The organism is Thaumasiovibrio clandestinus, from assembly GCF_047250365.1.
Taxonomy (GTDB): domain Bacteria; phylum Pseudomonadota; class Gammaproteobacteria; order Enterobacterales; family Vibrionaceae; genus Thaumasiovibrio.
Genome location: NZ_JBLBVL010000001.1, coordinates 252,846 through 274,537, shown reverse-complemented (window position 1 = coordinate 274,537; position 21,692 = coordinate 252,846). Strand labels below are relative to the sequence as shown.

The window sequence follows — 21,692 nt, the reverse complement described above, 5'->3', positions numbered from 1 at the left end:
CCGTATCGAGCATAAGCACTTGATGAGGTGTTAACCGTAATATGGTTAATGCCTCTTTTTGTTTGTGGTCAGTATTAATGCTGTGCGTACGGCCAATTTGGCAAACAGCAAGCGATGCATTAAAGTAGATGTTTGATTTTGCAGTAGACTGAAGGATGGAACATGGAACGTACAGTTTTTCTTAATGGTCAGTATGTACCCGAGTCTCAGGCGAGTATTTCTGTATTTGATCGCGGCTTTCTGTTTTCTGACGCAGTGTATGAAGTTACTGCGGTGGTCAATGGTCAGCTAGTCGATGTAGATGTGCATATGCGGCGTTTAAATTCGTCTTGTAACAAGCTCTCATTACCACTTCCTTATACACAACAAGAGCTTTGCGATATGCATGAAGAGCTAGTTACCCTTAATGATCTGAAAGAGGGCTGTGTCTATTTTCAACTGTCACGAGGTAATCAAGGAGATAGAGATTTTCTTTGTGATGACATCGCACCCACCATTGTTGCGTTTACGCAACCACGTGCGTTAGTTCAGCATCCTCAAGCGGAAGATGGCATTCGTGTTGTCACCAAAGACGATATTCGCTGGCGCCGTTGCGATATTAAGACAACTGCACTACTCGCCGCTTGCCAAGCGAAGGAAGAGGCAAAGAAATTGAATGCCGACGACAGCTGGTGGGTTGATGACGAAGGGTATATCGTTGAAGGCAGCTCGAGCAATGTGTTTATTGTTAATGCACAAGGAAGGCTGGTAACGCGACCAGTAAGCAATGCGCTGCTAGAAGGCATTACTCGTCGCAGTATTTTGCAAGTAGCGGTAGCAGAAAAGCTCGATATTGAAGAGCGCGAATTTACCTTAGATGAAGTCTATCAAGCGAATGAAGCGTTTATTACTAGCGCGACAACCTTTGTATTACCCGTTATTGCTGTGAATGGACGGACGATAGGCTCAGGTAAACCGGGTGAAATTACGGCGTTATTGCGTCAATGTTATATCACCAATGCTTCTCAGCCAGCAGCAGCGGATGATAATGACGAAGTGAATGGCTAAACGGTTTATTCGTGATTGCTTGCGGTATGGTATCTCCCTTTTCTGTCTCATTAAGATAAGGGAGTATGGTTTAGTGTTTTCATCATCTCGGGATTTTTACTAAAACACTCGACAATATAGTCAACAAAGACACGCTGTTTTGTTGGCATGTATTTTGTTTGGGCAAATTGCATTACCACCTGACCGCGATAATTTCCTGCTAGCTGCCAATCAGGTAATACATGAATGTAGTCTGGGTCATGCATAATGGTACGAGCTGCAAATTCAGGTAACACACCGATCCCAATACCCGATTTAATGGCATCTAGGCGCATCTCTGTATGATTAACGCGATAGCGCCCATCAATAGAAACTTTTACTTTTTTGCCTGCCAACGAAAATTCCCACTCATTGTCTAGTACATTTTCACCCAGAAATACGCACTCGTGCTGTATTAAGTCGCTAGGGTGGGTGGGTACCTCTTTATCACTGAAATAGTGCTTACTCGCGTATAAAACCAACCGTATATCGCCAAGCTTTTTAGAGACTAACCCTTCTGTTGGGTGATCAGTTAATTTAAAAATAACGTCAATTTGATCACTAATTGGGTCAACGTAATGATCGCTGATTTTAATGTGAAGTTTTATTTGCGGGTATCGTTTCAAAAAAGGGGGGATTAATGGGGATAGGATTTGTTTACCGAATGCTTTGGGAGCAGCAACACGCAGAAATCCTCGTGGTTCATTGACAGTTGAACTCGATATATCGCAAGCCTTATTTGCTGCATCAAGCATATTGACACTATAGGTATACGCAACTCTTCCTGCTTCGCTCAAGGTTAAGTTTCTCGTCGTTCGCTCCAATAGTTTTACCCCCAGAGCATCTTCAAGACGTGATATTTGGCGGCTGATAGCAGAAGGCGTAACGCCAACCTTTTGGGCAGCAGCGGTGAAGCTGCCCGTATCAACAACTGTGGTAAAGACAGCCAAGTCAGAGAGTAAAGGAAGGAGTTTATTTGTGTCCATAGCGCAAAAGTCCTATTCCAAAGAGCGATATTATAACTTGTTAGGAATAAGTTAGCATTAATGTAGTGGTAGTTGTTAATGAAAATAGAGATAACAGGCAGGGTGCAGACGATGGACGAGATGAAATTAGTACGTAGTGCTCAAGATCTTATACGTATTGCTCAACACACCGATCATGTTTTGACGTTATTTTCAGGAGGACTGGATAGCAGCTATTTGCTGGCAATGTTAAGTGAGTTACCTGTAAAGGTGACAGCATTGGCTGTTGATTTAGGTGACGATATTGATCAGCCGCGACTTGCCCAGATATGTGAACATTTTGGTGCAGAGCTGGTTGTGGCCAATGCTCGCTCAAACTTTATTCATAATGCCATCATTCCGGCTCTTCAGGCGCAAGCAAAATATTTGGGTATTTTCCCGATTAGTTCATCGTTGTCTCGCCCAATTATTGCACAACAAGCGGTGGAAATCGCACAACGCCGTAATTGTGGAGCGATTTTGCATACCGCTAATTTGTCACAAAATAGTTTGCGCAGACTAAATGGAGCGATTAGCAGTAGCGAATATAGCGGATTTTATGGTTCACCATATCAATTAACGGTGCTGTCGCGCGAACAGAAAAAACAAGCGCTCGGTATATTGGGGCTTCATGGATTTTCTAGGCGCTGCGTCAGTGGAGACAGCAATTTATGGTGCCGGGAGTATGAGTCTGGCATTTTGGATAACCCTGAGTGCTTTTTTGTGCCTGATGGCTTGTTTCAATGGAGTGTGTATCAACCAAACCTTCAACTTAGCAGTGAACGTCATATCTTAAGTATCACCTTTCGTCATGGTGTTCCTGTTTCCATCAATGGAATATCAATGCCGCTGGAGCGCATGATAGGTTATTTGAACTGTGTCGTTGGTGCGTATCAGATTGGTCAGTATGCCGGGCTAGAGCACTTAGAAGGGGGACAAAAAGTGCTTGAAGTGCGAGAGGCACCGGCCGCTGCCGTCTTAATGGACGCGTATCGACAGTTAGAAACGGCGGTACACCCAGCATCGTTGTTACAACAAAAACTGATTATGGAGCAGCAGTGGGTTATGGAAGCTGTGGAAGGGCGTTGGGGGAGTACAACGCACACCGCAGCACGAGATTTTATCAATGCAACCACAGACAATGTTTGTGGGGTAGTGACCTTTCAACTGCATCGCGGTGGTTGGGCTGTAAACGCGATTCTTGCTGAAAACCCACTTTATTTGAAAAATAGAGATATGTGGGAGGCGCAACAAGCAGCCTTACTTTGTCGCCGAGAAGATGGCGAGTTGCGTCATGAACAGAACATCTGGCACAAGACATGGGCGTAGAGGAGAACGGATATGTCGCTATGTGCATCAAAAAATGTTGAACATCGTCGCTCAGAACACAGTGAAAAGTCCTTTTTTGGTCAGGGGTACATGCATATACCGAGCCGAGAAATTATAAAGTCGTTAAAGATAAGTACAGATCAAATGGTTGATTTTGCAGACTATTGGAACCGATTATTTCTTGATAAATACATGGGGGATAAGGGGACATATCGTTTTAGGCGTTATGGTCAGTGTGATTTTCGGTCCGCGTCGCGTTTGATGGTGTGGTGTGAGCATCAAGCTTATGTACAATCTCACCTTATTAATGCCTTAAACGGAGGAATAGCACGTTACTTTGAGCCTTTGGAAGAGGGGTTTAAGGATCACTATGTATTACAACGATTAACCGCTTATTTAGCCTCGCAATTTGATGAGCAGTGGGGTGCAGCAGTGAATTGGCGTGTACGTGTCCACCCTTATCGAATTATTGCAACAGACAATGAGTTGGGGTTACCTACCCCTGAGGGGTTACATCGAGATGGTGTGACATTCATTACGTCAATAATGATTCGTCGATACAATATTCTAGGAGGGAGAACCACAGTTACCAATCAGCAAGGAGAGGAACTTGCGAGCATTGAACTCAGTGACCCCTTTGAGCTTGTGGTGGCTGATGATGAAAAAACGATGCATCAAGTTAGTCCAATTAGTGTGGAAAATGGTCGGATTGGTACTGCTTACAGAGATGTCTTAGTGATCGCCTTTACCCACCCATCACAACTATAGGGGTTGGAGATGTTGAAACAGGAAAGTGCAGGCCGATTAAGCAAAGTTTTCATGACGCAACGGTTTCCACCAGAAGTACTATTGTTATTGGTGGCCATTTTTTGGGGTACGAGTTACGGATTTACTAAACAAGCATTGGTGTATGTCTCTATTACAGCCTTTCTTGTTATTCGCTTTACGTTAACCTTTTTGTTGTTACTGCCCAAATGTATTGCAGAGTATCGCGTCGGTCAACGTCACGATATGTTGTGTGCGATGCCGACGGGCATCATCTTACTGGGGATTTTTTGTTGCGAAGTTTACGGGGTTTATTACACGTCTGCTTCAAACGCTGTTTTTCTTATTAGTTTGTGTGTGGTGATTACCCCATTTGTTGAGTGGGTGACGACACAAAAGCGCCCACCAACCCATATTGTGTGGGCCGGTGTGGTGAGTTTGATTGGCATTGGTTTGCTGACGTTACGTGATTTCTCAGCCTTAACACTAAATCGAGGTGATCTTTTAATTCTTAGTGCAGCGGTGTTGCGGGCGATTATGGTAGTACTGACCCAGCGGGTGTATCGAAAAAGGAAGTTGTCAGCCTTATCGTTAACAACAGTACAGTCTGGCGTTGTTGCATTGGGGTGTTGGATGCTATTTATTTGGCAAGGGGATAGCTTAATCACATTGGTAGCAGTTGGTGCGGAATTTTGGTCAATCGTACTTTATTTAGTCTTAGCATGTACGCTGTTTGCATTTTATGCCCAGAATTATGCTGTTCAACATCTCTCTCCCTCCAAAGTTAACCTATTACTGGGCTCTGAACCGATATTTGGTGCTGTTTTTGCCGTTGTTTTTTTTGACGAGGCATTAACGGGGTGGCAGTGGTTTGGTGGAGGGCTAATTGTATTGGCAACGGCTAGAATTACACTGCTTCGGCATTCCAAATTAAGAGAGTAATGTTATCTACTGGGAGCAGAGAAAAAGAGAACGTGTGTATAGTGTGATCATGAGTCCATCGATTTGAAAATTGTATCGCTCGGCTCAAAGAAAACTTGATTCTCTATCATGTTTGCATTTGACATTGCGATCACTATAAAACAATTGCTTAAAAATAACCCATATTTAAACCTGCATGCACGTAAGTGCATAGGCTTCGGTTACTATTTGTTTTTCGTCCAGTTACCCTTTTTATTAATTGTCGTAGCTTAATGTTCAACGTTCAGAGTTTAGGAGGCAAGCTTAATGGAACAATGGAGAGCGTATATTATTTGTTGCTCTTTGTTATTGACTGCTTGTGAGCAAGGGACTGAAGAGTTAGATGGCCAAGTGGAGCCACGTTTTGCTCCCATGATTGAGCGTATCAGTGATGGTACTGTGGGTAATTTGCATGGCTTGGTCGTTTGGCAACGTGGTGTCACGCGGTTGGAGTATTATGGCTCTGCTCCCGGTATGGCAGGATTTCAACCTGCATCGATGATTCAGGGAGCCGCAGATAAGCATTTTAATTTGCACTCAGCAACGAAACTAGTGGCAGCGTTACTGACATTTATTGCGGTAGATGAAGGAAGAATTGCGTCGCTGGATGAGCCCATTAGAAACTATTTGCCGTCATTGCCCCAGCAGCCCACACGTTGGCAAAAAATTACCTTTCGACATGCACTAGAAATGACGACAGGGCTTGCACTCGATGAGGCAGCGCTACCCAAGCAGCATATTAATAACGATTGGAATAGAATGAACCAGTCGGAGGATGTGCTAGCATTTATTTATCAACAGCCATTTAAATCGGCTCCAGGTAGTGAGTATCGCTATAGTGGTAGTGGTACGATTTTAATCGCCGCTGCTTTGGCAGAGATTTACGGTTCAGAATATCCATTATTGGCCAAGGAAAAGCTTTTTTCACCGTTAGATATCAGCTCACAGCGCTGGCTGCGTTTTCAGAATGGCGCGATGGTAAGCAGTGATGCGGGTTTGCAGCTGACCGTGATCGATATGGTCAAACTGGGGCAATTGCTGTTGCAAAAAGGGGAGTGGAACGAACATCCGTTAATACAGCCGCATTGGATTGAGTCGGCAATGGCGTTAGATGAAAACAATGAAGCACGTTCGTTGCTTCATACCAAAATCGAAGACGTACAAGATGGTCGGTTGGTGATTCATGGTGATGGTGAGCAGTATATATGGGTATTGCCCCAACAACAGGCGGTGTTGGTCAGTGCGGCTGGAAACTATCGGGGAGAAGAACAAGTCTATAACTTGCTTAACGCCATTCCTGAATTATTAAATGATTAAACAAAACACGCCACGGCTGATCGTTTAAGGTCAGTCGCGGCTGCCTTTATTTCGTAAAGCACATCGTTTTTAATCTCTCCATGTCTAATTTTTTATCACCATAGCGATAACACTCCTCGCCTGGGCAATTACGGTATCTGCATGATAGCGCGGGGCATTTTCTATGCTAAAGATGTCATCAGGGCTTTCTGCTGCGGTGTCTATTAGCTGGCACCATGCTTTCTTATGGTGATCCGGTAAGGTGAAAGTTAACGGCTCCCAATAAGCATTAAAAATAAGGTAGAGCTCATGCTTGGTGACAGGGTGACGTATTGTTAACGCCAGAGAGTGGGAGTGCTCTCCCCAATCTGGTTGATACGGCTCGACGCCGTGCCAATTGATATTCAACTTGGCTAAAGTGGTATTTAATGACGAGTGAGTGTTCCATTCTGGTTGAGGTTCCCAACGTTTTATTTGACTTAGCCCTTGCACAAAACGGTGAAGATCTGCGTGTTTCTGTTGTAAGTCCCAATCAAGCCAACTAATCAAGTTATCTTGGCAATACGCATTATTATTACCAGCTTGTGTGCGCCGGAATTCATCCCCCATATTTAGCATGGGTGTTCCCATCGCTAGGTACATGGTAGCGAGCATATTCTTGCACTGTTGAGTGCGAAGTTGCTCCAGTTCAGCATCATCACTGGGGCCTTCTATACCGTAGTTATAGGAGATGTTGTGATTGTCGCCATCACGATTATCTTCGCCATTTTCGAGGTTATGTTTGTTGTTGTAACTCACCAAGTCATTTAACGTAAAGCCGTCATGCGCACAGATAAAATTAATGGAGCGATGTGATGCATGGTGAGCTTGATGGTATATGTCTGGAGAGCCAAGAAAACGAGAAGCAAAGGCACTAACACAGCCTCTGTCACCACGCCAAAATGCTCGCACGTCATCTCGGAATCGGCCGTTCCATTCAACCCAACGATCACCAACAAATGAACCGACTTGATAGAGGCCTGCTGCATCCCACGCTTCAGCGATAATCTTGACGCCACTAAGGATAGGATCGGAGTCAATTGACCAAAGCAGCGGGGGTTCAGCGAGTGGGTGGCCGTTACTGTCTCGTGACAGTACCGAGGCTAAATCGAAACGAAAACCGTCAACATGCATCTCTTTTACCCAGTAGTGCAGTGCTTCGATGATCATTCGGCGCACAACACTTTGATTCGCATTACAGGTATTTCCACATCCGCTGTAGTTTGCAAAGCGGGTTGCATTGTCTTCGAGTAGATAATAAGTATCAGCCCCAAAGCCTTTAAAGCAGAATGTAGGTCCTTGTAAGCCGCCTTCGGCGGTATGGTTAAACACAACATCCAATATCACTTCAATGTCGGCGTTGTGTAATGCTTTAATCAATGTTTTTAGCTCAGAGATTGCAGTTAAGGGGTGACCATCGCTGGCGTAATCAGCATGGGTAGCAAAGAAATTGATTGGACTATAGCCCCAGTAATTTTTCCGCTCTGCAGGTGCGTCGTCCGGATCAAACTGTTGGATCGGCATGAGCTCGATGGCTGTGACTCCGAGAGACTTTAAGTAAGGGATTTTATCGATAACCCCAAGATAGCTACCTCGCCGTTGTGGGTCTACGCCTGATGTAGGGTGGCGGGTAAACCCCGCAACGTGGAGTTCATAAATGATCGTGTCACTGAAGGGATGTTTAGGGGGGTAATCTTCTTCCCAATCGAAATGTTGATGATCAACCACAATGCTCTTCATGCATTCAGCATGATTTGGCGTTGTAGGACGCGGCGCTGAACGAGAGTACGAAGCGGGAATGTCGATAGCGTGGCTGTAAGGATCAATCAGCAGTTGATTGGGATTAAAGAGTGCGCCAGCATCAGGCGCCCATGTCCCATCAACTTGATAAGCATAATATTGACCATGTGTGATATTGGCGATAAAGATAAACCAGTAATGGCCTCGTTTATGGATGACCGGGTCGAGCTCGAAACTATGCGTTGGCTGATCTGAGTCAGCGCGGTCATAGAGATGAAGACAGACCAGCGTGGCATCTTTTGAGTAGAGACAAAAATTGACACCATTCTCTTTTACGGTTGCACCTAAAGGGGACGTCTCTCCCACCCATGTATAGATACCTTCATTGTTCTTTTCCATTGCGTTCATTCCTTGCTGGTATAAGCAGGTACAACTTAGTGCATATTAGGGCGATGTCCAACGTCGAAGGGAGGGGATGTGTGGCTGATCACCGTCGGAAGATGTCTGTTGCAGTGCGGTGGTAGATTATTTGTGGGAGGAGCAACAAGCCCAGCATACGTGTCGCTGGGCATTGTGGAGAGTCGTTATGCTGTTTGTGATTCATAGGTTGAAACAACACAGTTGCTACTGCCGTAGTCATTACCGACATAACTGTCAGCTTCAGCGTCATTATGCCATTCAGTTTCGTTTACGATATAGCGAAACTGGAATTCTTTCGACTTTGGTAGCCTTAGTTTAAAAGTAAAGTTCTTTGTTTTGCGGTTATACCGCATTGGTTCGGCTTGCCAATCGTTAAATTCGCCCACGATGTAAGCTGATTCCAAATCTCCTTTGGGAATCTCGAAAGTGATTTCTACTTCATTCTTGGTTTTAAAAAAGCGTTTTTTAAGCATTGTCCTTTTCCTATCTTCGACGCAGATGAATAAGTATTACTCCAGTTTCATATCAACTTCAAGTATTTAACTTGTTTCTGATTGAAGCCATGCACGTTATCCCTGAACAAACAGGCTTAATGCTATTTGCTGACAAGTAAATATTCAGTGATTGTCAACAGCAAGACTAAAGTCTAATGAATATTGTCTGCAATATACATTGATATGCGTGATGAGAGGGTCTATACCTAAAGCATTCAATATTAATTGTAGACAATTGAGATTTCATATGTCGGTCAGCTTGAATTTTGTAGACAGCACGCAGGGTGAATCGGAAAAGCGCCCCGCCACGTTAGCTGAACAGCTCACAGAGGCGATTGTGACTGGTGTGTATCAGCCGAGTGAGAAGCTATCGGAAGCCGAGATGGCAAAGCGGTTTGGGGTTAGCCGAGGCCCATTGCGTGAAGCGATGATGCGATTGGTTTCTCTTGGGTTAGTTGAACGTGCACCGAATGTCGGCGCACGAGTGATCACACTGAATATGCAAACCTTAGCGGAAGTTTACAGCGTTAGGGAAGCATTAGAAGGGATGGCGGCTCGCCTTGCTGCAATCCATATTAGCGCGGCTGAGTTAGACAACTTAGCGACGCTATTACAGGCACATCACGCCCATATTGAGCAAGTTGATGGGGCATCATACTTTCATCAGCATGGCGACTTTGATTTTCACTACTGCATTATTAAAGCCAGCCGCAATCACAAACTGATCAGTTTGTTGTGTGATGAGCTCTATCACCTCCTTCGTATGTATCGGTATCAGTCACCTCGCTCACATTCTCGCCCTGTTAGTGCACTGAATGAGCACCAGCAAATACTTGAGGCTATGAGAGAAAGGGACGGCGAGTTGGCAGAAATGTTAATGCGTCGACACATTGCTCGTAGTCGCCAGCTAATTGAACAGCAGTTAGATAAGGAGACAGTATGAACCAGGGAACGCCCGGCGCACGTTTTCGCCACGTTGTTGAGCAGAGTCAGCCATTACAGATTGTTGGCACCATCAACCCATACTGCGCCATGATGGCGCAACAAGTCGGCCATCAAGCGATATATCTGTCTGGAGGTGGCATCGCCAATGCTTCTTACGGTTTGCCAGATCTCGGTATTACCACATTAAACGATGTACTGGAAGATGTCCGGCGGATCACGACTGCGTGCGATTTGCCGCTGCTGGTCGATATCGATACTGGTTTTGGTGGTGCATTCAATATATCTCGCACGGTGAAAGCAATGGAAAGGGCAGGTGCAGCTGCGGTTCATATTGAAGATCAGGTTGCGCAGAAGCGTTGTGGGCATCGCCCTAATAAAGCCATCGTTACTCAACAAGAGATGGTCGACCGAGTAAAAGCGGCGGTGGATGCCAAGTCAGATAGCCAATTTGTGGTGATGGCAAGAACGGATGCGTTGGCAGTGGAAGGTATGCACGCAGCAATTGACCGTGCACTAGCTTGTGTTGAAGCGGGTGCTGACATGATCTTTCCAGAAGCCATGACATCTCTCGAGCAATATCAGCAGTTTGTTGATGCGGTGAAGGTGCCCGTCTTGGCCAACATTACCGAGTTCGGGCAAACTCCGCTCTATTCTGCTCCAGAGCTAGCAGAATGCGGCGTCAAGATGGTGCTGTACCCGTTATCGGCATTTAGGGCAATGAACCAAGCGGCGCTGAATGTCTACCAACACCTGCTCAGTGACGGTCACCAGCGTGAGGTGCTTGATACGATGCAGACCCGAGATGAGCTATATAAGTTTCTTGATTATCATGCTTATGAGCAGTACTTGGACTCAATGTTCGGACAACAAAAATAATAATCCGCCGTTACGTGAAAGAGAGTAAAAAGGAGAAAGTTATGTCTACTATCACTGCTGAATGTACTCAACCCAAAAAAGTCGGCGGGGCAGGACTGCGGGGTCAAAGTGCTGGCGAAACAGCCCTCTGTACGGTGGGAAAAACTGGGACTGGCCTCACCTATCGTGGTTACGATATTACTGACTTAGCGCGTTATGCGCAGTTTGAGGAAGTCGCGTACCTTTTATTGAAAGGTCGGCTACCTAACCAACGTGAACTCGATGCGTATAAAACGAACTTGATTGAGCGTCGGGGATTGCCAACGGCATTAAGAACGGTGTTAGAAACGATTCCTGCAACGGCTCATCCTATGGACGTAATGCGTACAGGTTGCTCTATGTTAGGCAATCTTGATCAAGAGTACGACTTTTCGGAGCAGCTAGATAAGACCGATACCTTGTTGGCAATGATGCCTGCCATTATCTGCTATTGGTATCGATATAGTCATGATGGTGTTCGGATTGATACGCGCAGCGATCAAGACTGTACGGGGGGCTATTTTCTCGAAATGTTAACGGGCGTGGCCCCCACAGCATTACAAAAACAGGTGATGCACTGTTCGTTAATTGTTTATGCCGAGCATGAGTTTAATGCATCGACGTTTACCGCGCGGGTTTGTGCCTCGACGCTCTCCGATCTGCACTCTTGTATTACAGCCGCCATTGGTAGTTTGCGAGGGCCGTTGCATGGTGGTGCAAATGAAGCCGCAATGGCCATGATTGAGCAGTGGAACAATGCCGATGATGCTGAAGCTGGAATCATGAAGAAGCTAGAGAATAAAGAGAAAATCATGGGCTTTGGTCATGCCGTGTATACCGAGAGTGACCCACGCAATGCCGTTATCAAAGAATGGGCTGAAAAATTGTCACATGGTGCAGCAGATAGTTATCTCTATCAGGTGTCTGAACGAGTAGAAGCCGTGATGCGCAGGGAGAAAGGGTTATTTCCCAATGCCGATTTTTATCATGCTTCGGCTTATCACTATATGGGTATCCCGACAAAACTATTTACCCCAATTTTTGTCATGAGCCGCTTAACGGGTTGGGCGGCACATGTCTTTGAGCAACGTGCCAATAATCGAATCATTCGTCCGAGTGCCGACTATACCGGGCCAGAACATCAAGACTGGTTGCCACTGGATGCGCGAAAATAACCGAAAGGAGAAGAGACAATGAGTGCCAATGTCGATATTAACCAACGCCCAGAGCCCGATGAGCTATTGATCAAAATTGCCGACTACGTTAGTGGTTCCGAGATAGCGTCAACAGAAGCTTATAATACGGCCAGAAATTGCCTAATGGATACCTTAGGGTGTGGGCTGCTTGCATTACGCTTTCCAGAATGCACTAAACATATGGGCGCGTTAGTGCCGGGAACAACCGTCCAACATGGGGCACGAGTACCGGGCACATCGCATGAACTAGATCCAATAACCGCCGCATTTAATATCGGCTGTATGATACGTTGGTTAGATTTTAATGATACTTGGTTAGCTGCCGAGTGGGGGCATCCTTCAGATAATCTTGGTGGGATATTAGCCACAGCGGACTATTTAAGTCGAGTGGCGGTTGCTCAAGGGAAAGCAGCACTAACCATGCGTGATGTTCTGACTGCCATGATTAAAGCCCATGAAGTTCAAGGGGTATTAGCATTAGAGAACAGCTATAACCGTGTGGGGCTTGATCACGTCCTTCTTGTCCGAGTGGCCTCGACAGCCGTGGTTACGAAGATGTTGGGTGGAACACGGGAACAAATCATAGATGCTGTATCACAAGCTTGGGTTGACGGTTGTGCATTGCGTACCTATCGCCATGCGCCGAATGCAGGCTCGCGTAAATCTTGGGCTGCTGGTGATGCAACGTCTCGGGCGGTAAGGTTAGCGATGATCACCATGAAAGGAGAGATGGGCTTACCATCGGTGCTTACTGCGCCACAATGGGGCTATTACGATGTGCTGTTTAAGGGTGAAGCGTTTAAAGTCAACCAGCCATTCTCCAGTTATGTGATGGAAAATGTGCTGTTCAAAATTTCATTTCCAGCCGAGTTCCATGCCCAAACTGCTGTCGAGTGTGCGGTGACATTACATAAGCAGGTGATACAACGAATAGACGAGATAGAGCGCATCGAGGTAACGACGCATGAATCGGCGATACGTATTATCTCTAAAGTTGGCGACTTGGCGAACCCCGCAGATCGCGATCACTGTTTGCAGTACATGATAGCGGTTCCTCTACTTTATGGCGATTTAGTGGCTGAGCACTATGAAGACAGCTTCCACCGCAATGATCCGCGTATCGATAAGTTACGTGAAAAGATGCACATTGCGGAAGATGCAGCATATACCCGCGAATACTTAGAGGCCGACAAACGCTCTATTGCCAATGCGATACAGGTTTTCTTTACTGACGGTAGTGCAACTGAGAAAGTGGCGGTTGAATACCCGATTGGACATCGTCGCCGCCGTGAAGAGGGGATCCCCGTACTAGAACGTAAGTTTATGCGCAACTTGCAAACCCGCTTCCCACAGGGTGTGTGCGAGAAGGTGATGGCGTTATGCCTTGATCAGACTGCGCTTGAAGCGACTCCAGTTAATGAATTTATGGATTTGTTAACCATCAACTAAGTTGTTGGCGGGGATAGGCTGTTCCCCGTTACCTCTTGCAAACCGACGAGAGTGAGGAGACAGTATGTCTGCTTATAACACTGCTTATACGTTAGCCACGGAAAGCCCGATTGAATTTTGGAAGAAACAGGCAGAGGCGTTAGATTGGTTTCGTTTTCCCCAACAGATATTAAGTCGGGATGAGAATGATATAGAGCGCTGGTACAACGACGGAGAACTCAATACCGCTCACCTTGCATTGGATTACCATGTTGAAAACGGGCGAGGTGATCAAGTCGCTTTGATTTATGATTCTCCGGTGACAAACAGCAAAGCGCAATACAGCTACCGAGTATTGCGTGATCAGGTCGCGAAAACAGCCGGTATGCTGGCGGAGCTTGGGGTCGCAAAAGGGGATCGGGTGGTCATTTACATGCCGATGATTCCGCAAGCGGTAATGGCGATGCTTGCGTGTGCTCGGCTAGGGGCCATTCACTCGGTGGTATTTGGCGGTTTTGCTCCACATGAGCTTGCGATAAGGATTGAAGATGCCGAACCCAAGGTGGTATTAACGGCATCATGTGGGGTTGAAGTTGAAAAAGTGATCCCCTATAAGCCGCTGGTGGATAAAGCGATCATGGATAGCCGCTGGAAGCCAAACCATGTTGTTGTCTATCAGCGTTCCCAATGTCCGGCGTTATTGGATTTTGCGCGAGATAAAGATTGGGGGGCGCTACAATGTGTTGCCAGCCCACATGCTTGTGTTGCTGTAAAATCGATAGACCCGCTCTATATTTTATATACCTCAGGAACGACGGGAAAACCGAAAGGTGTCGTCAGGGACAATGGCGGGCACGCTGTTGCGATGAAATACAGTATGTCGGCGATTTATGATGTGTCGCCTGGCGAAGTGTTTTGGGCTGCATCTGATGTGGGCTGGGTCGTTGGTCATTCTTATATTGTTTACGCGCCACTGATACATGGTTGTACGACGGTTTTATATGAAGGAAAGCCCGTAAGAACGCCTGATCCAGGCGCGTTTTGGCGAGTGTGCGATGAGTATGGTGTTAGCGTGTTATTTTCTGCACCAACCGCGTTTAGAGCGATTAAAAAAGAAGACCCACAGGCGCAGTGTTTACAACACTACTCCTTGGATAAGTTGCGCACCATTTTTATGGCGGGAGAACGTTTAGACCCGCCGACACTGGAATGGGTTCAAACCTATACCCAACGTCCCGTTGTCGACCACTGGTGGCAAACGGAAACAGGCTGGGCTATTGCTGGCAACCCAATAGGCTTGGAGTGCTTTGCGTTGAAGCCTGGTTCAGCGACCAAACCGCTACCTGGCTACCAGGTTGATATTTTGAACGAAGTGGGTGAACAAGTGGAGGCGATGCAACAGGGATATATTGCGCTGAAGCGCCCATTACCCCCAAGTTGTTTGCCAACCATTTGGCGCAACCATGATCGCTTCGAAGCGGGTTACCTTTCACAATTTCCGGGCTACTATGTCTCAGGTGATGGTGGGTATATTGACGAAGATGGCTATATCTTTGTTATGGGGCGCATTGATGATGTGATCAATGTAGCAGGTCATCGTTTATCGACCGGCGAGATGGAAGAGGTGGTTGGTAGTCATGAAGCGGTGGCAGAATGTGCCGTTATTGGTGTACATGATGAGCTGAAAGGGCAGATCCCACTCGGCCTGGTGGTGTTAAAGGATGGGTTTACTTCTATTAATGGCGCAATCGAAGCAGAGTTATTGCAAAAAGTGAGAAATGAAATTGGCGCGATTGCCTGTTTCAAAAGTGCCATTATTGTTGACCGATTGCCGAAAACCCGTTCTGGAAAAATATTGAGGAGAATTATTCGTCAAATTGCAGATGGCGAACATTATACCGTCCCCTCGACTATTGATGACCCGGCTAGTTTGAACGAAATTGCCGCGGCATTAGAGCCATAAATTTAGTGCTTTGAAATTAGAGGTGCTTTGAAATGAGAATAGGTGTGAATGATTGCACGCCTATTCTTATATTCGTTGATACAGATTAAAACTGGTTTGCTTTTTCCTGCATTTATGTGGCTGGGTTGTATTCTTATAGAGAGTACATAATAAGAGGGGGTCTTATGAAGAATCAAGTCAACGTACGTTCACTGTTGGATGTGTATGAAACAGTGCGTCGACATGGGCACTATACCGAGCGAGGTATTGAGCTGGACGATGTGATTGGGGTTGATACGGGGGATGGATATTCATTAACCCTGAGTGATGGAACGGTGACCGTTGACCTTAATTTTCACAATACTTACCATTTTCATGTTGTAGAGGCAGAACAGAATATTAACCATACTCCAGCACAAAAAGCGGAAATAGAAGAAGAAAAAATTGCAGAATTTATTAAGAAGCTCAACCAAATACAGGCAAAATATCCTCATTAAGTGGCAGAGTATACAATGAGAAAAGCGCATAAAATTATGCGCTTTTCTATAGTGAGCTAAGGGTTGATTTTTATTAACTCGACATCAAAAATCAAGGTCGAACCCGGTGGTATTTTCCCAACGCCACGGCTGCCGTAAGCGAGCTCCGCTGGAATAAATAGGCGGGTTTTCTCGCCTTCAACCATATACTGTAGGCCTTCTGTCCAGCCTTTGATCACCTGATTAAGACCAAAAACAATTGGTTCTCCGCGTTCTACCGAGCTATCAAATACCGTTCCATCAATTAATGTTCCATGGTAATGAACACGGACTTTATCTGATGATATAGGGTGGGTTTCTCCCTTACCCTGGGTTAGCACACGGTATTGTAGGCCAGATTCAGTGGTGATCACTCCCTCTTCGACGGCGTTTTTCTCTAAGAATTCTTTTCCAATTTGAATGTTATTCTCTGCATTTTTTTGTCCGGTTGTGCGTTGGACGAAAAAATAAAAGATAACGATCAGCAATGCCACAATAATGAATTTCACTTAAATCCCCTGATACTTGTGTCTCTAAGTAGCGAGTTTAACTCAATTTTAGCAGTAAACAATAGGATGTGATGTGATATCTATGTATTAGACATAAGACATTGAATGTCATTCCTGATACAGAGTCGTGCTTTTCTTTTAGCCGTGCGCGTAGACGACACTGCCATTTTTAATGGTATCGATAATATTGCGTGCAAGGGTCATTGGCACGGCGGGGCAACCCCAGCTGCGGCCAAGTTGACCATTCTGCTGAATAAATGACTCTTCCGCATAGTTAGCACCATGAATCACAATATAACGGTCACGCGCATTGTCGTTTTGTCCTGGACTGAGTCCATCTAAACGCAATGAGTAACCGTTGCTGCCATTGTATGTACTTGAGGTAATGAACACTCCCAACGAAGTTTTTTTAGAGTTGACGGTGTTAGAAAATCGGGTCGCGAACTCTGAACCACTATTTTTTCCATGCGCAACATAAGTGTTGAATAATACGCTGATTTCTTTCATATCGATAACAAAAAAGCGTTTTTCAGTTGAAGATTTGGTGTAATCGATAATTGATAGATATTGGCTGCGTTTACCATCGAGGGTGTTATAGGCATTTACCGCATTTTCAAACACCTCATAGTCAAGCCTGTTTTCTAGCTTGAGTTGACGATAGATGTCAGATGCTGCGTTGCTGGCATAGTTTAAGCTCGGGCTAGCGGTAGAAGCAGTTACATAACCTGTTGATAGAAAAAGAAAGAAGATAATAGTGATAATTTGCTTGGTAATCGTATTCATGTCTTTTGGGTGTCTTACGCAATTCGTCGTTTAAAGTGAGCAAAAAACATACTCTAACATAATCTACGCCAATAACCAGTGAGTGTACCATTCATGCGGCACGTGTGTTGATTGTGCGTATTCCGTTGTGCTAGTTAAAAATCAAGCACATTCAAAGAGATAGGATATGCTTAAATTTAGCATACCTAACGAAAGAAAATAAAAACTGTTAATCTATTGATTAATAGAGAGATTAAAGTGACTTGATAGATGTAAAAATTGTTGATGTAGGTCAAAAAAGAGCCCCGTAAATGGGGCTCTTTATGCTTATTATTGCTGCGTGTTACTGGTTGCCGTTATGGCAGTGAGCAGACAACAGCCCAGCTTCCATCGCTACCAGGCATAGATGCTGTCCACCAGTTTGCTTGGTATACCACACCGTTGTGGATCATTTTATCACCCTGATTAGCATGGCTTGGGTTACCTTGCCAGTCAGTTTGCGGGAAATTTGGATAGGTATTGATGCCAGTCGTGTCTGTACAGTCAGCTGCACCACCACCGCCATTTCCACCATTACCGTTATCACCGCTAATATCACCTAGTGGTAGATCTGGATGTTCAAAGGCAAATGCATAGCTATTATTACCAATCTTAACACTGTAGCTTGACGGGCCAGAGATAGGTAGATAGTAGACCATGTCTAGCTCATAGCTCTCTCCAGCGACCAGCGGCCCCCAGCTTGGCAAAGTAAACGCGACGCGATGTTGCTCGCCTTTAAGACCACCAATATTGTTGCCGCTATGACCAGATGCGATAACTTTTAGCCCACCACCTGACTGATCTTTGGCATTGTCAGGCGCAGAGGTCGGGATATCAAACTGGAACTCTGTACCACCAGGAAGATCAACACCAGTATTGTTGGTGAAGGTGATTTTAGGATTGATAGGGTAGTTTTGATCGCCCACTTTAAAGCCGTGAATCGCTACACTGATATCAACGGCTTCAAGTGGTGTCGCGGTTTCACTTTGATGCGTTGCATAAGGAGCAGCACTCACAAACTTGTTGTAGAAGGCGCTTGTCATGGTATTACCCATGTGGTATTCGCCCTGACCCGTTAAACAGGCTTGCTCTGTTGCATCAACAAAACCACGCTGTCCATTGGCATTAACGATATAGCAGTTGTAGTCACCCGCCAGCTCCCAGAACATCACACCACCGATACCTTTATCGACAATGTAGTCTGCTTTGACGTTGACTGACTGCTCGTCTTCCGTAGACAAGAAGACTTTCTTCTCAGCATTCCACAGCCATGGTGCAACCGCAACAGCGTCGTAGAAGCGACGGTAATCGCCAACCAAAGCATGCTGAGGGTTGGTTTCAGGAGATACATTATAGGCAGGTAAGTAGCTACCCATGATGCCATTTTCTAAGTTCTTAGCGTGCCACATTGGGTTAGAGCCGGCGCCCATTTCTCGGCCTTGCTCATCCAAGTCATGCCATAAGTTATCGATACCCACGGCACCGTTACCACAGTTGTTTTTCTCACCTTCGCCAGTGCCAGGTGCACACTCTGCTTGGTTCGGCAATGCTGCACGTCCCCAAAGACCATTAGTGCCACCAGTGACGTTTTGCCAGCCACGAGTGTAGTATGGAACACCAATGTTGATTCGACCTGCAGGCATTGAACCACGGAAGTAGTTATATGCCCAGTCAGTATTAAGGTAACCAATGCCGCCATAGGCTGCCGTACCATACACGTTCCATGCTGCAAGTTCAGAATCTTCACCAGTATCAAACAGAGCTGCATTTGGTCCGACATGATCGTTCCATGCACCGTGCAAGTCATAGGTCATGATGTTAACGTAATCCAAGAATTCCGTTACTTGCATTGTCTCCATACCACGCAACAGGTAGCCAGAGGAAGGCGATGCGATGGTTAACAAGTAATGTTTACCATCTGCTGCACTCGCTGCATCTAGCGCTTCACGTAGTTTCTTCATCATGATGACATACGAGTTCATCAGATAAGGACGACGTGGCTCAGAGAACTCAACATCCAACGGGTTACCCGCGCCAGACATAGAGGTTGGATATTCGTAGTCGATATCTAAACCATCGAGTTTATAAGTACGCATAAACTCAACTGAAGTGCGAACAAAGTTGTCAATGGCGGTATGGTTGACGCTACCATCGGCATTGGTTGTCATGGTATAGAAACTACCATCGTTAACACGGTCGCCATTCTCACCAAAGTAACCGCCAGTTTCAGCCCAACCACCAATCGAGATTAAGGTTTTCACACCGTGTTTTTCTTTTGCGGTAGCGAGTGCCCCTAGGTGGCCTTTAAAGCCAAGTGCTGGGTCAATTTCAACGCCTGGCCATTCTAGTCCTGTCGCTGGGTTTGCTGGATCGTTCACATCCCCGATGTTAATTGTTCCGTCAGCTTTAACGCTAGCAAACGCGTAGTTGATGTGAGTAAGCTGCTCCCAAGGAATGTCCTTGACGAGGTAAGCGGCTTGTGGGTCGTTGCCTGCACGCCAGCTGGTAAAGTAACCAATAATACGACGCGGAAGATTGTTAGCGAGCAGCTCTCGGCCATCTTGGTCATATTGAGTACAATATGGAACATTGATGCCAGCCGTTTGGTATAGACCCCTTGGGCGGCAGTTATTATCAACCGCAGTGCTGAGAACAAGTAGTGACGCGCTGTCACTGCTGGTTAACCCTTCGCTGTTTGTTGCGACAACAGAAATGTTATAGCTACCCACAGCATCAGTGAGAAGGTCATAGCTAAATGGTGCATTGGTGAGTGTTTTGGCTAAAACGCCGTCGAGGAAGAACTCAACTTTTTCGATAGCGCTAACGCTGTCTTCTGCAACCGCTGTGACGGTAACTGTCTCGCCTACATTGACGCGGCTTGCGCTGAGTGTCAGGCTGGTACTTGGTGGTACTGGGCCGTCGATTTTCTTAACAGTAACGGCGGCACTACTGATAGCAGAACTTGCCCCTAAGTTGTCCACGGCGATAACGGAAACGGTATGAGCTCCTTCCGTTGCTGTCCACGCAGCACTATAAGGAGATACGGTTTTAGACGCGACAACACTGCCATCGACCATGAAGTCGACGCGGGCAATGTCACCATCGCTATCAGAAGCATCTGCTGTAAGCGTGACGAGATCACCGACTTGAAATACTTGGTTAGAAGAAGGTGATGTCAGCGTGGCGATAGGCAATTCGTTTGGAAGTGGCGCTGTGCCATCTCCGGCACATTCTCCTTCAACACGCCATACACCCCACTCAGAAGAGCTTGTTGAAGGGTCTTGTCCTTGTGTCCACCATGCTGCTTTATAGACAGTGCTGCTTTGTTGAACTTTCGCACCACCTGTATAAACAGAGCCTGCATCCCATGCGTTAACATTTGAGCAATCAATCGCGGCATAGCTATTGAACGCAAGCATGCAAGCACTGGTAATAGCGCTGAGTTTTAAGGTTTTCCTTACCTTACTCGCACCTTTATCCTGAACTGGATTCATACTATTGTATCCTTAATTTATTTGTCATGAAAAAAGAACAACTCGGGAAGTTCGCTTGTTATTCTTTGCCGATTATCTTTAGTTAAGTCGGAAAGAATTTCCTGTTTAGTCTGCTTTTTTTCGAGTGTTAAGGCATTGCTGTGTCGTTGCAGTCATTGTGTTTCATGATTTTTTGCCTCAATACTATTTTTTTGCTCAATAGGTGCACATTATGGATATGACGAACGGAGGGGGAAGGGAGAGTGATAATTTAAATGATCAGCCACCGTTGCCTCTGTCGGAGCATATTGAGTGGTTTCCAAATTGGCTTGACCAACAGGAAGCAGGGACCGCGTTTGATACCCTTAGGCAGCAACTACCTTGGCAGCAATATCCGATTCAACTTTTCGGGCGAACGGTGCTTCAGCCCCGTTTACAGGTGTGGATGGGAGAAGCTGATTACACTTATTCGGGGTTAAAAATGTCACCAGTGCCTTGGCACGCGCTGGTACTGCAGTATAAACAGGTATTAGAGCAACGTTTTGAGTGCCCATTGAACGCGTGTCTACTCAATCTCTATCGAGATGGGCATGACTACATGGGGTTTCATCGAGATAACGAACCAGAGCTTGGAGGCTACCCCAACATTTTCTCGTTAAGCTTAGGTGTTGAACGTCGATTTGTTTTTCAACATATCACAACGAAAGAAACGTGGACTCAATGGTTAACGTCGGGGAGTTTGCTCTATATGAAAGGGGCGTGTCAGCGGCATTGGAAGCATGCCTTGCCAAAAGCACTGCGCGTGACTGAGCCGAGAATTAACTTAACCTATCGGTATATTCAGCAATAGGAATGACTTGATCTAGGCTTGAAGAGG

The 21,692-nt window shown here is 45.9% G+C and carries 18 protein-coding genes; 12 read left to right on the top strand and 6 right to left on the bottom strand.

The window, feature by feature from the left end; all coding sequences use genetic code 11:
• Positions 1 to 162 precede the first annotated feature (162 nt).
• Positions 163 to 1,047, top strand: coding sequence for a D-amino acid aminotransferase (locus tag ACKLNH_RS01310; RefSeq protein WP_413110426.1), 885 nt, complete (start codon positions 163 to 165; stop codon positions 1,045 to 1,047).
• A 50-nt stretch (positions 1,048 to 1,097) separates the two neighbouring features.
• Here ACKLNH_RS01310 and ACKLNH_RS01305 read toward each other — a convergent pair whose 3' ends face one another.
• Positions 1,098 to 2,051: a LysR family transcriptional regulator gene (locus ACKLNH_RS01305; protein WP_413110425.1), complete on the bottom strand. Its 954-nt coding sequence runs from the start codon at positions 2,049 to 2,051 to the stop codon at positions 1,098 to 1,100.
• Between the two features lie 111 nt (positions 2,052 to 2,162).
• On the opposite strand from ACKLNH_RS01305, the gene ACKLNH_RS01300 reads away from it, so the two are divergent.
• From ACKLNH_RS01300 to ACKLNH_RS01285, 4 genes are all read left to right on the top strand, one after another.
• Positions 2,163 to 3,398: an argininosuccinate synthase-related protein gene (locus tag ACKLNH_RS01300; protein WP_413110424.1), complete on the top strand. Its 1,236-nt coding sequence runs from the start codon at positions 2,163 to 2,165 to the stop codon at positions 3,396 to 3,398.
• Positions 3,399 to 3,410: 12 nt separating this feature from the next.
• Complete coding sequence (locus ACKLNH_RS01295; protein WP_413110423.1) at positions 3,411 to 4,166, top strand: 2OG-Fe dioxygenase family protein; 756 nt, start codon at positions 3,411 to 3,413, stop codon at positions 4,164 to 4,166.
• A gap of 9 nt (positions 4,167 to 4,175) precedes the next feature.
• A complete protein-coding gene (locus ACKLNH_RS01290) occupies positions 4,176 to 5,105 on the top strand; it encodes a DMT family transporter (RefSeq protein WP_413110422.1) in 930 nt (309 codons plus the stop codon).
• A gap of 285 nt (positions 5,106 to 5,390) precedes the next feature.
• Positions 5,391 to 6,440, top strand: coding sequence for a serine hydrolase domain-containing protein (locus tag ACKLNH_RS01285; RefSeq protein ID WP_413110421.1), 1,050 nt, complete (start codon positions 5,391 to 5,393; stop codon positions 6,438 to 6,440).
• An 84-nt stretch (positions 6,441 to 6,524) separates the two neighbouring features.
• Here ACKLNH_RS01285 and glgX read toward each other — a convergent pair whose 3' ends face one another.
• Positions 6,525 to 8,597, bottom strand: coding sequence for a glycogen debranching protein GlgX (gene glgX, locus ACKLNH_RS01280; protein WP_413110420.1), 2,073 nt, complete (start codon positions 8,595 to 8,597; stop codon positions 6,525 to 6,527).
• A gap of 185 nt (positions 8,598 to 8,782) precedes the next feature.
• Positions 8,783 to 9,091, bottom strand: coding sequence for an isoamylase early set domain-containing protein (locus tag ACKLNH_RS01275; protein WP_413110419.1), 309 nt, complete (start codon positions 9,089 to 9,091; stop codon positions 8,783 to 8,785).
• A 268-nt stretch (positions 9,092 to 9,359) separates the two neighbouring features.
• Between ACKLNH_RS01275 and ACKLNH_RS01270 the strand changes: the two genes are divergently transcribed.
• From ACKLNH_RS01270 to ACKLNH_RS01245, 6 genes are all read left to right on the top strand, one after another.
• Positions 9,360 to 10,055, top strand: coding sequence for a GntR family transcriptional regulator (locus ACKLNH_RS01270; protein WP_413110418.1), 696 nt, complete (start codon positions 9,360 to 9,362; stop codon positions 10,053 to 10,055).
• Positions 10,052 to 10,933 carry a methylisocitrate lyase gene (gene prpB / locus ACKLNH_RS01265; RefSeq protein ID WP_413110417.1) on the top strand — a complete coding sequence of 294 codons (882 nt, stop codon included), beginning with the start codon at positions 10,052 to 10,054 and terminating at the stop codon, positions 10,931 to 10,933. The genes ACKLNH_RS01270 and prpB overlap by 4 nt, the downstream gene beginning before the upstream one ends.
• Positions 10,934 to 10,974: 41 nt before the next feature.
• Positions 10,975 to 12,126 (top strand): bifunctional 2-methylcitrate synthase/citrate synthase, encoded by a 1,152-nt coding sequence (gene prpC, locus ACKLNH_RS01260; protein ID WP_413110416.1) that lies wholly within the window; start codon positions 10,975 to 10,977, stop codon positions 12,124 to 12,126.
• Between the two features lie 18 nt (positions 12,127 to 12,144).
• Positions 12,145 to 13,596, top strand: coding sequence for a bifunctional 2-methylcitrate dehydratase/aconitate hydratase (locus ACKLNH_RS01255; RefSeq protein ID WP_413110415.1), 1,452 nt, complete (start codon positions 12,145 to 12,147; stop codon positions 13,594 to 13,596).
• 64 nt (positions 13,597 to 13,660) lie between these two features.
• Positions 13,661 to 15,538: a propionyl-CoA synthetase gene (locus ACKLNH_RS01250; RefSeq protein ID WP_413110414.1), complete on the top strand. Its 1,878-nt coding sequence runs from the start codon at positions 13,661 to 13,663 to the stop codon at positions 15,536 to 15,538.
• A 164-nt stretch (positions 15,539 to 15,702) separates the two neighbouring features.
• Complete coding sequence (locus ACKLNH_RS01245; protein ID WP_413110413.1) at positions 15,703 to 16,014, top strand: DUF3081 family protein; 312 nt, start codon at positions 15,703 to 15,705, stop codon at positions 16,012 to 16,014.
• Positions 16,015 to 16,070: 56 nt separating this feature from the next.
• Here ACKLNH_RS01245 and bamJ read toward each other — a convergent pair whose 3' ends face one another.
• The 3 genes from bamJ to ACKLNH_RS01230 form a co-directional block, all read right to left on the bottom strand.
• Positions 16,071 to 16,541, bottom strand: a complete 471-nt coding sequence (bamJ, locus tag ACKLNH_RS01240; protein WP_413110412.1) for a BamJ family beta-barrel-assembly machinery protein — start codon at positions 16,539 to 16,541, stop codon at positions 16,071 to 16,073.
• A 138-nt stretch (positions 16,542 to 16,679) separates the two neighbouring features.
• Entirely contained in the window at positions 16,680 to 17,324 is a 645-nt protein-coding gene (locus ACKLNH_RS01235) for a murein L,D-transpeptidase catalytic domain family protein (RefSeq protein ID WP_413110411.1), read from the bottom strand.
• 335 nt (positions 17,325 to 17,659) lie between these two features.
• Positions 17,660 to 20,836 (bottom strand): chitinase C-terminal domain-containing protein, encoded by a 3,177-nt coding sequence (locus tag ACKLNH_RS01230; protein ID WP_413110410.1) that lies wholly within the window; start codon positions 20,834 to 20,836, stop codon positions 17,660 to 17,662.
• A 211-nt stretch (positions 20,837 to 21,047) separates the two neighbouring features.
• On the opposite strand from ACKLNH_RS01230, the gene ACKLNH_RS01225 reads away from it, so the two are divergent.
• Positions 21,048 to 21,665, top strand: a complete 618-nt coding sequence (locus ACKLNH_RS01225) for an alpha-ketoglutarate-dependent dioxygenase AlkB family protein (protein ID WP_413110409.1) — start codon at positions 21,048 to 21,050, stop codon at positions 21,663 to 21,665.
• Positions 21,666 to 21,692: the final 27 nt, after the last annotated feature.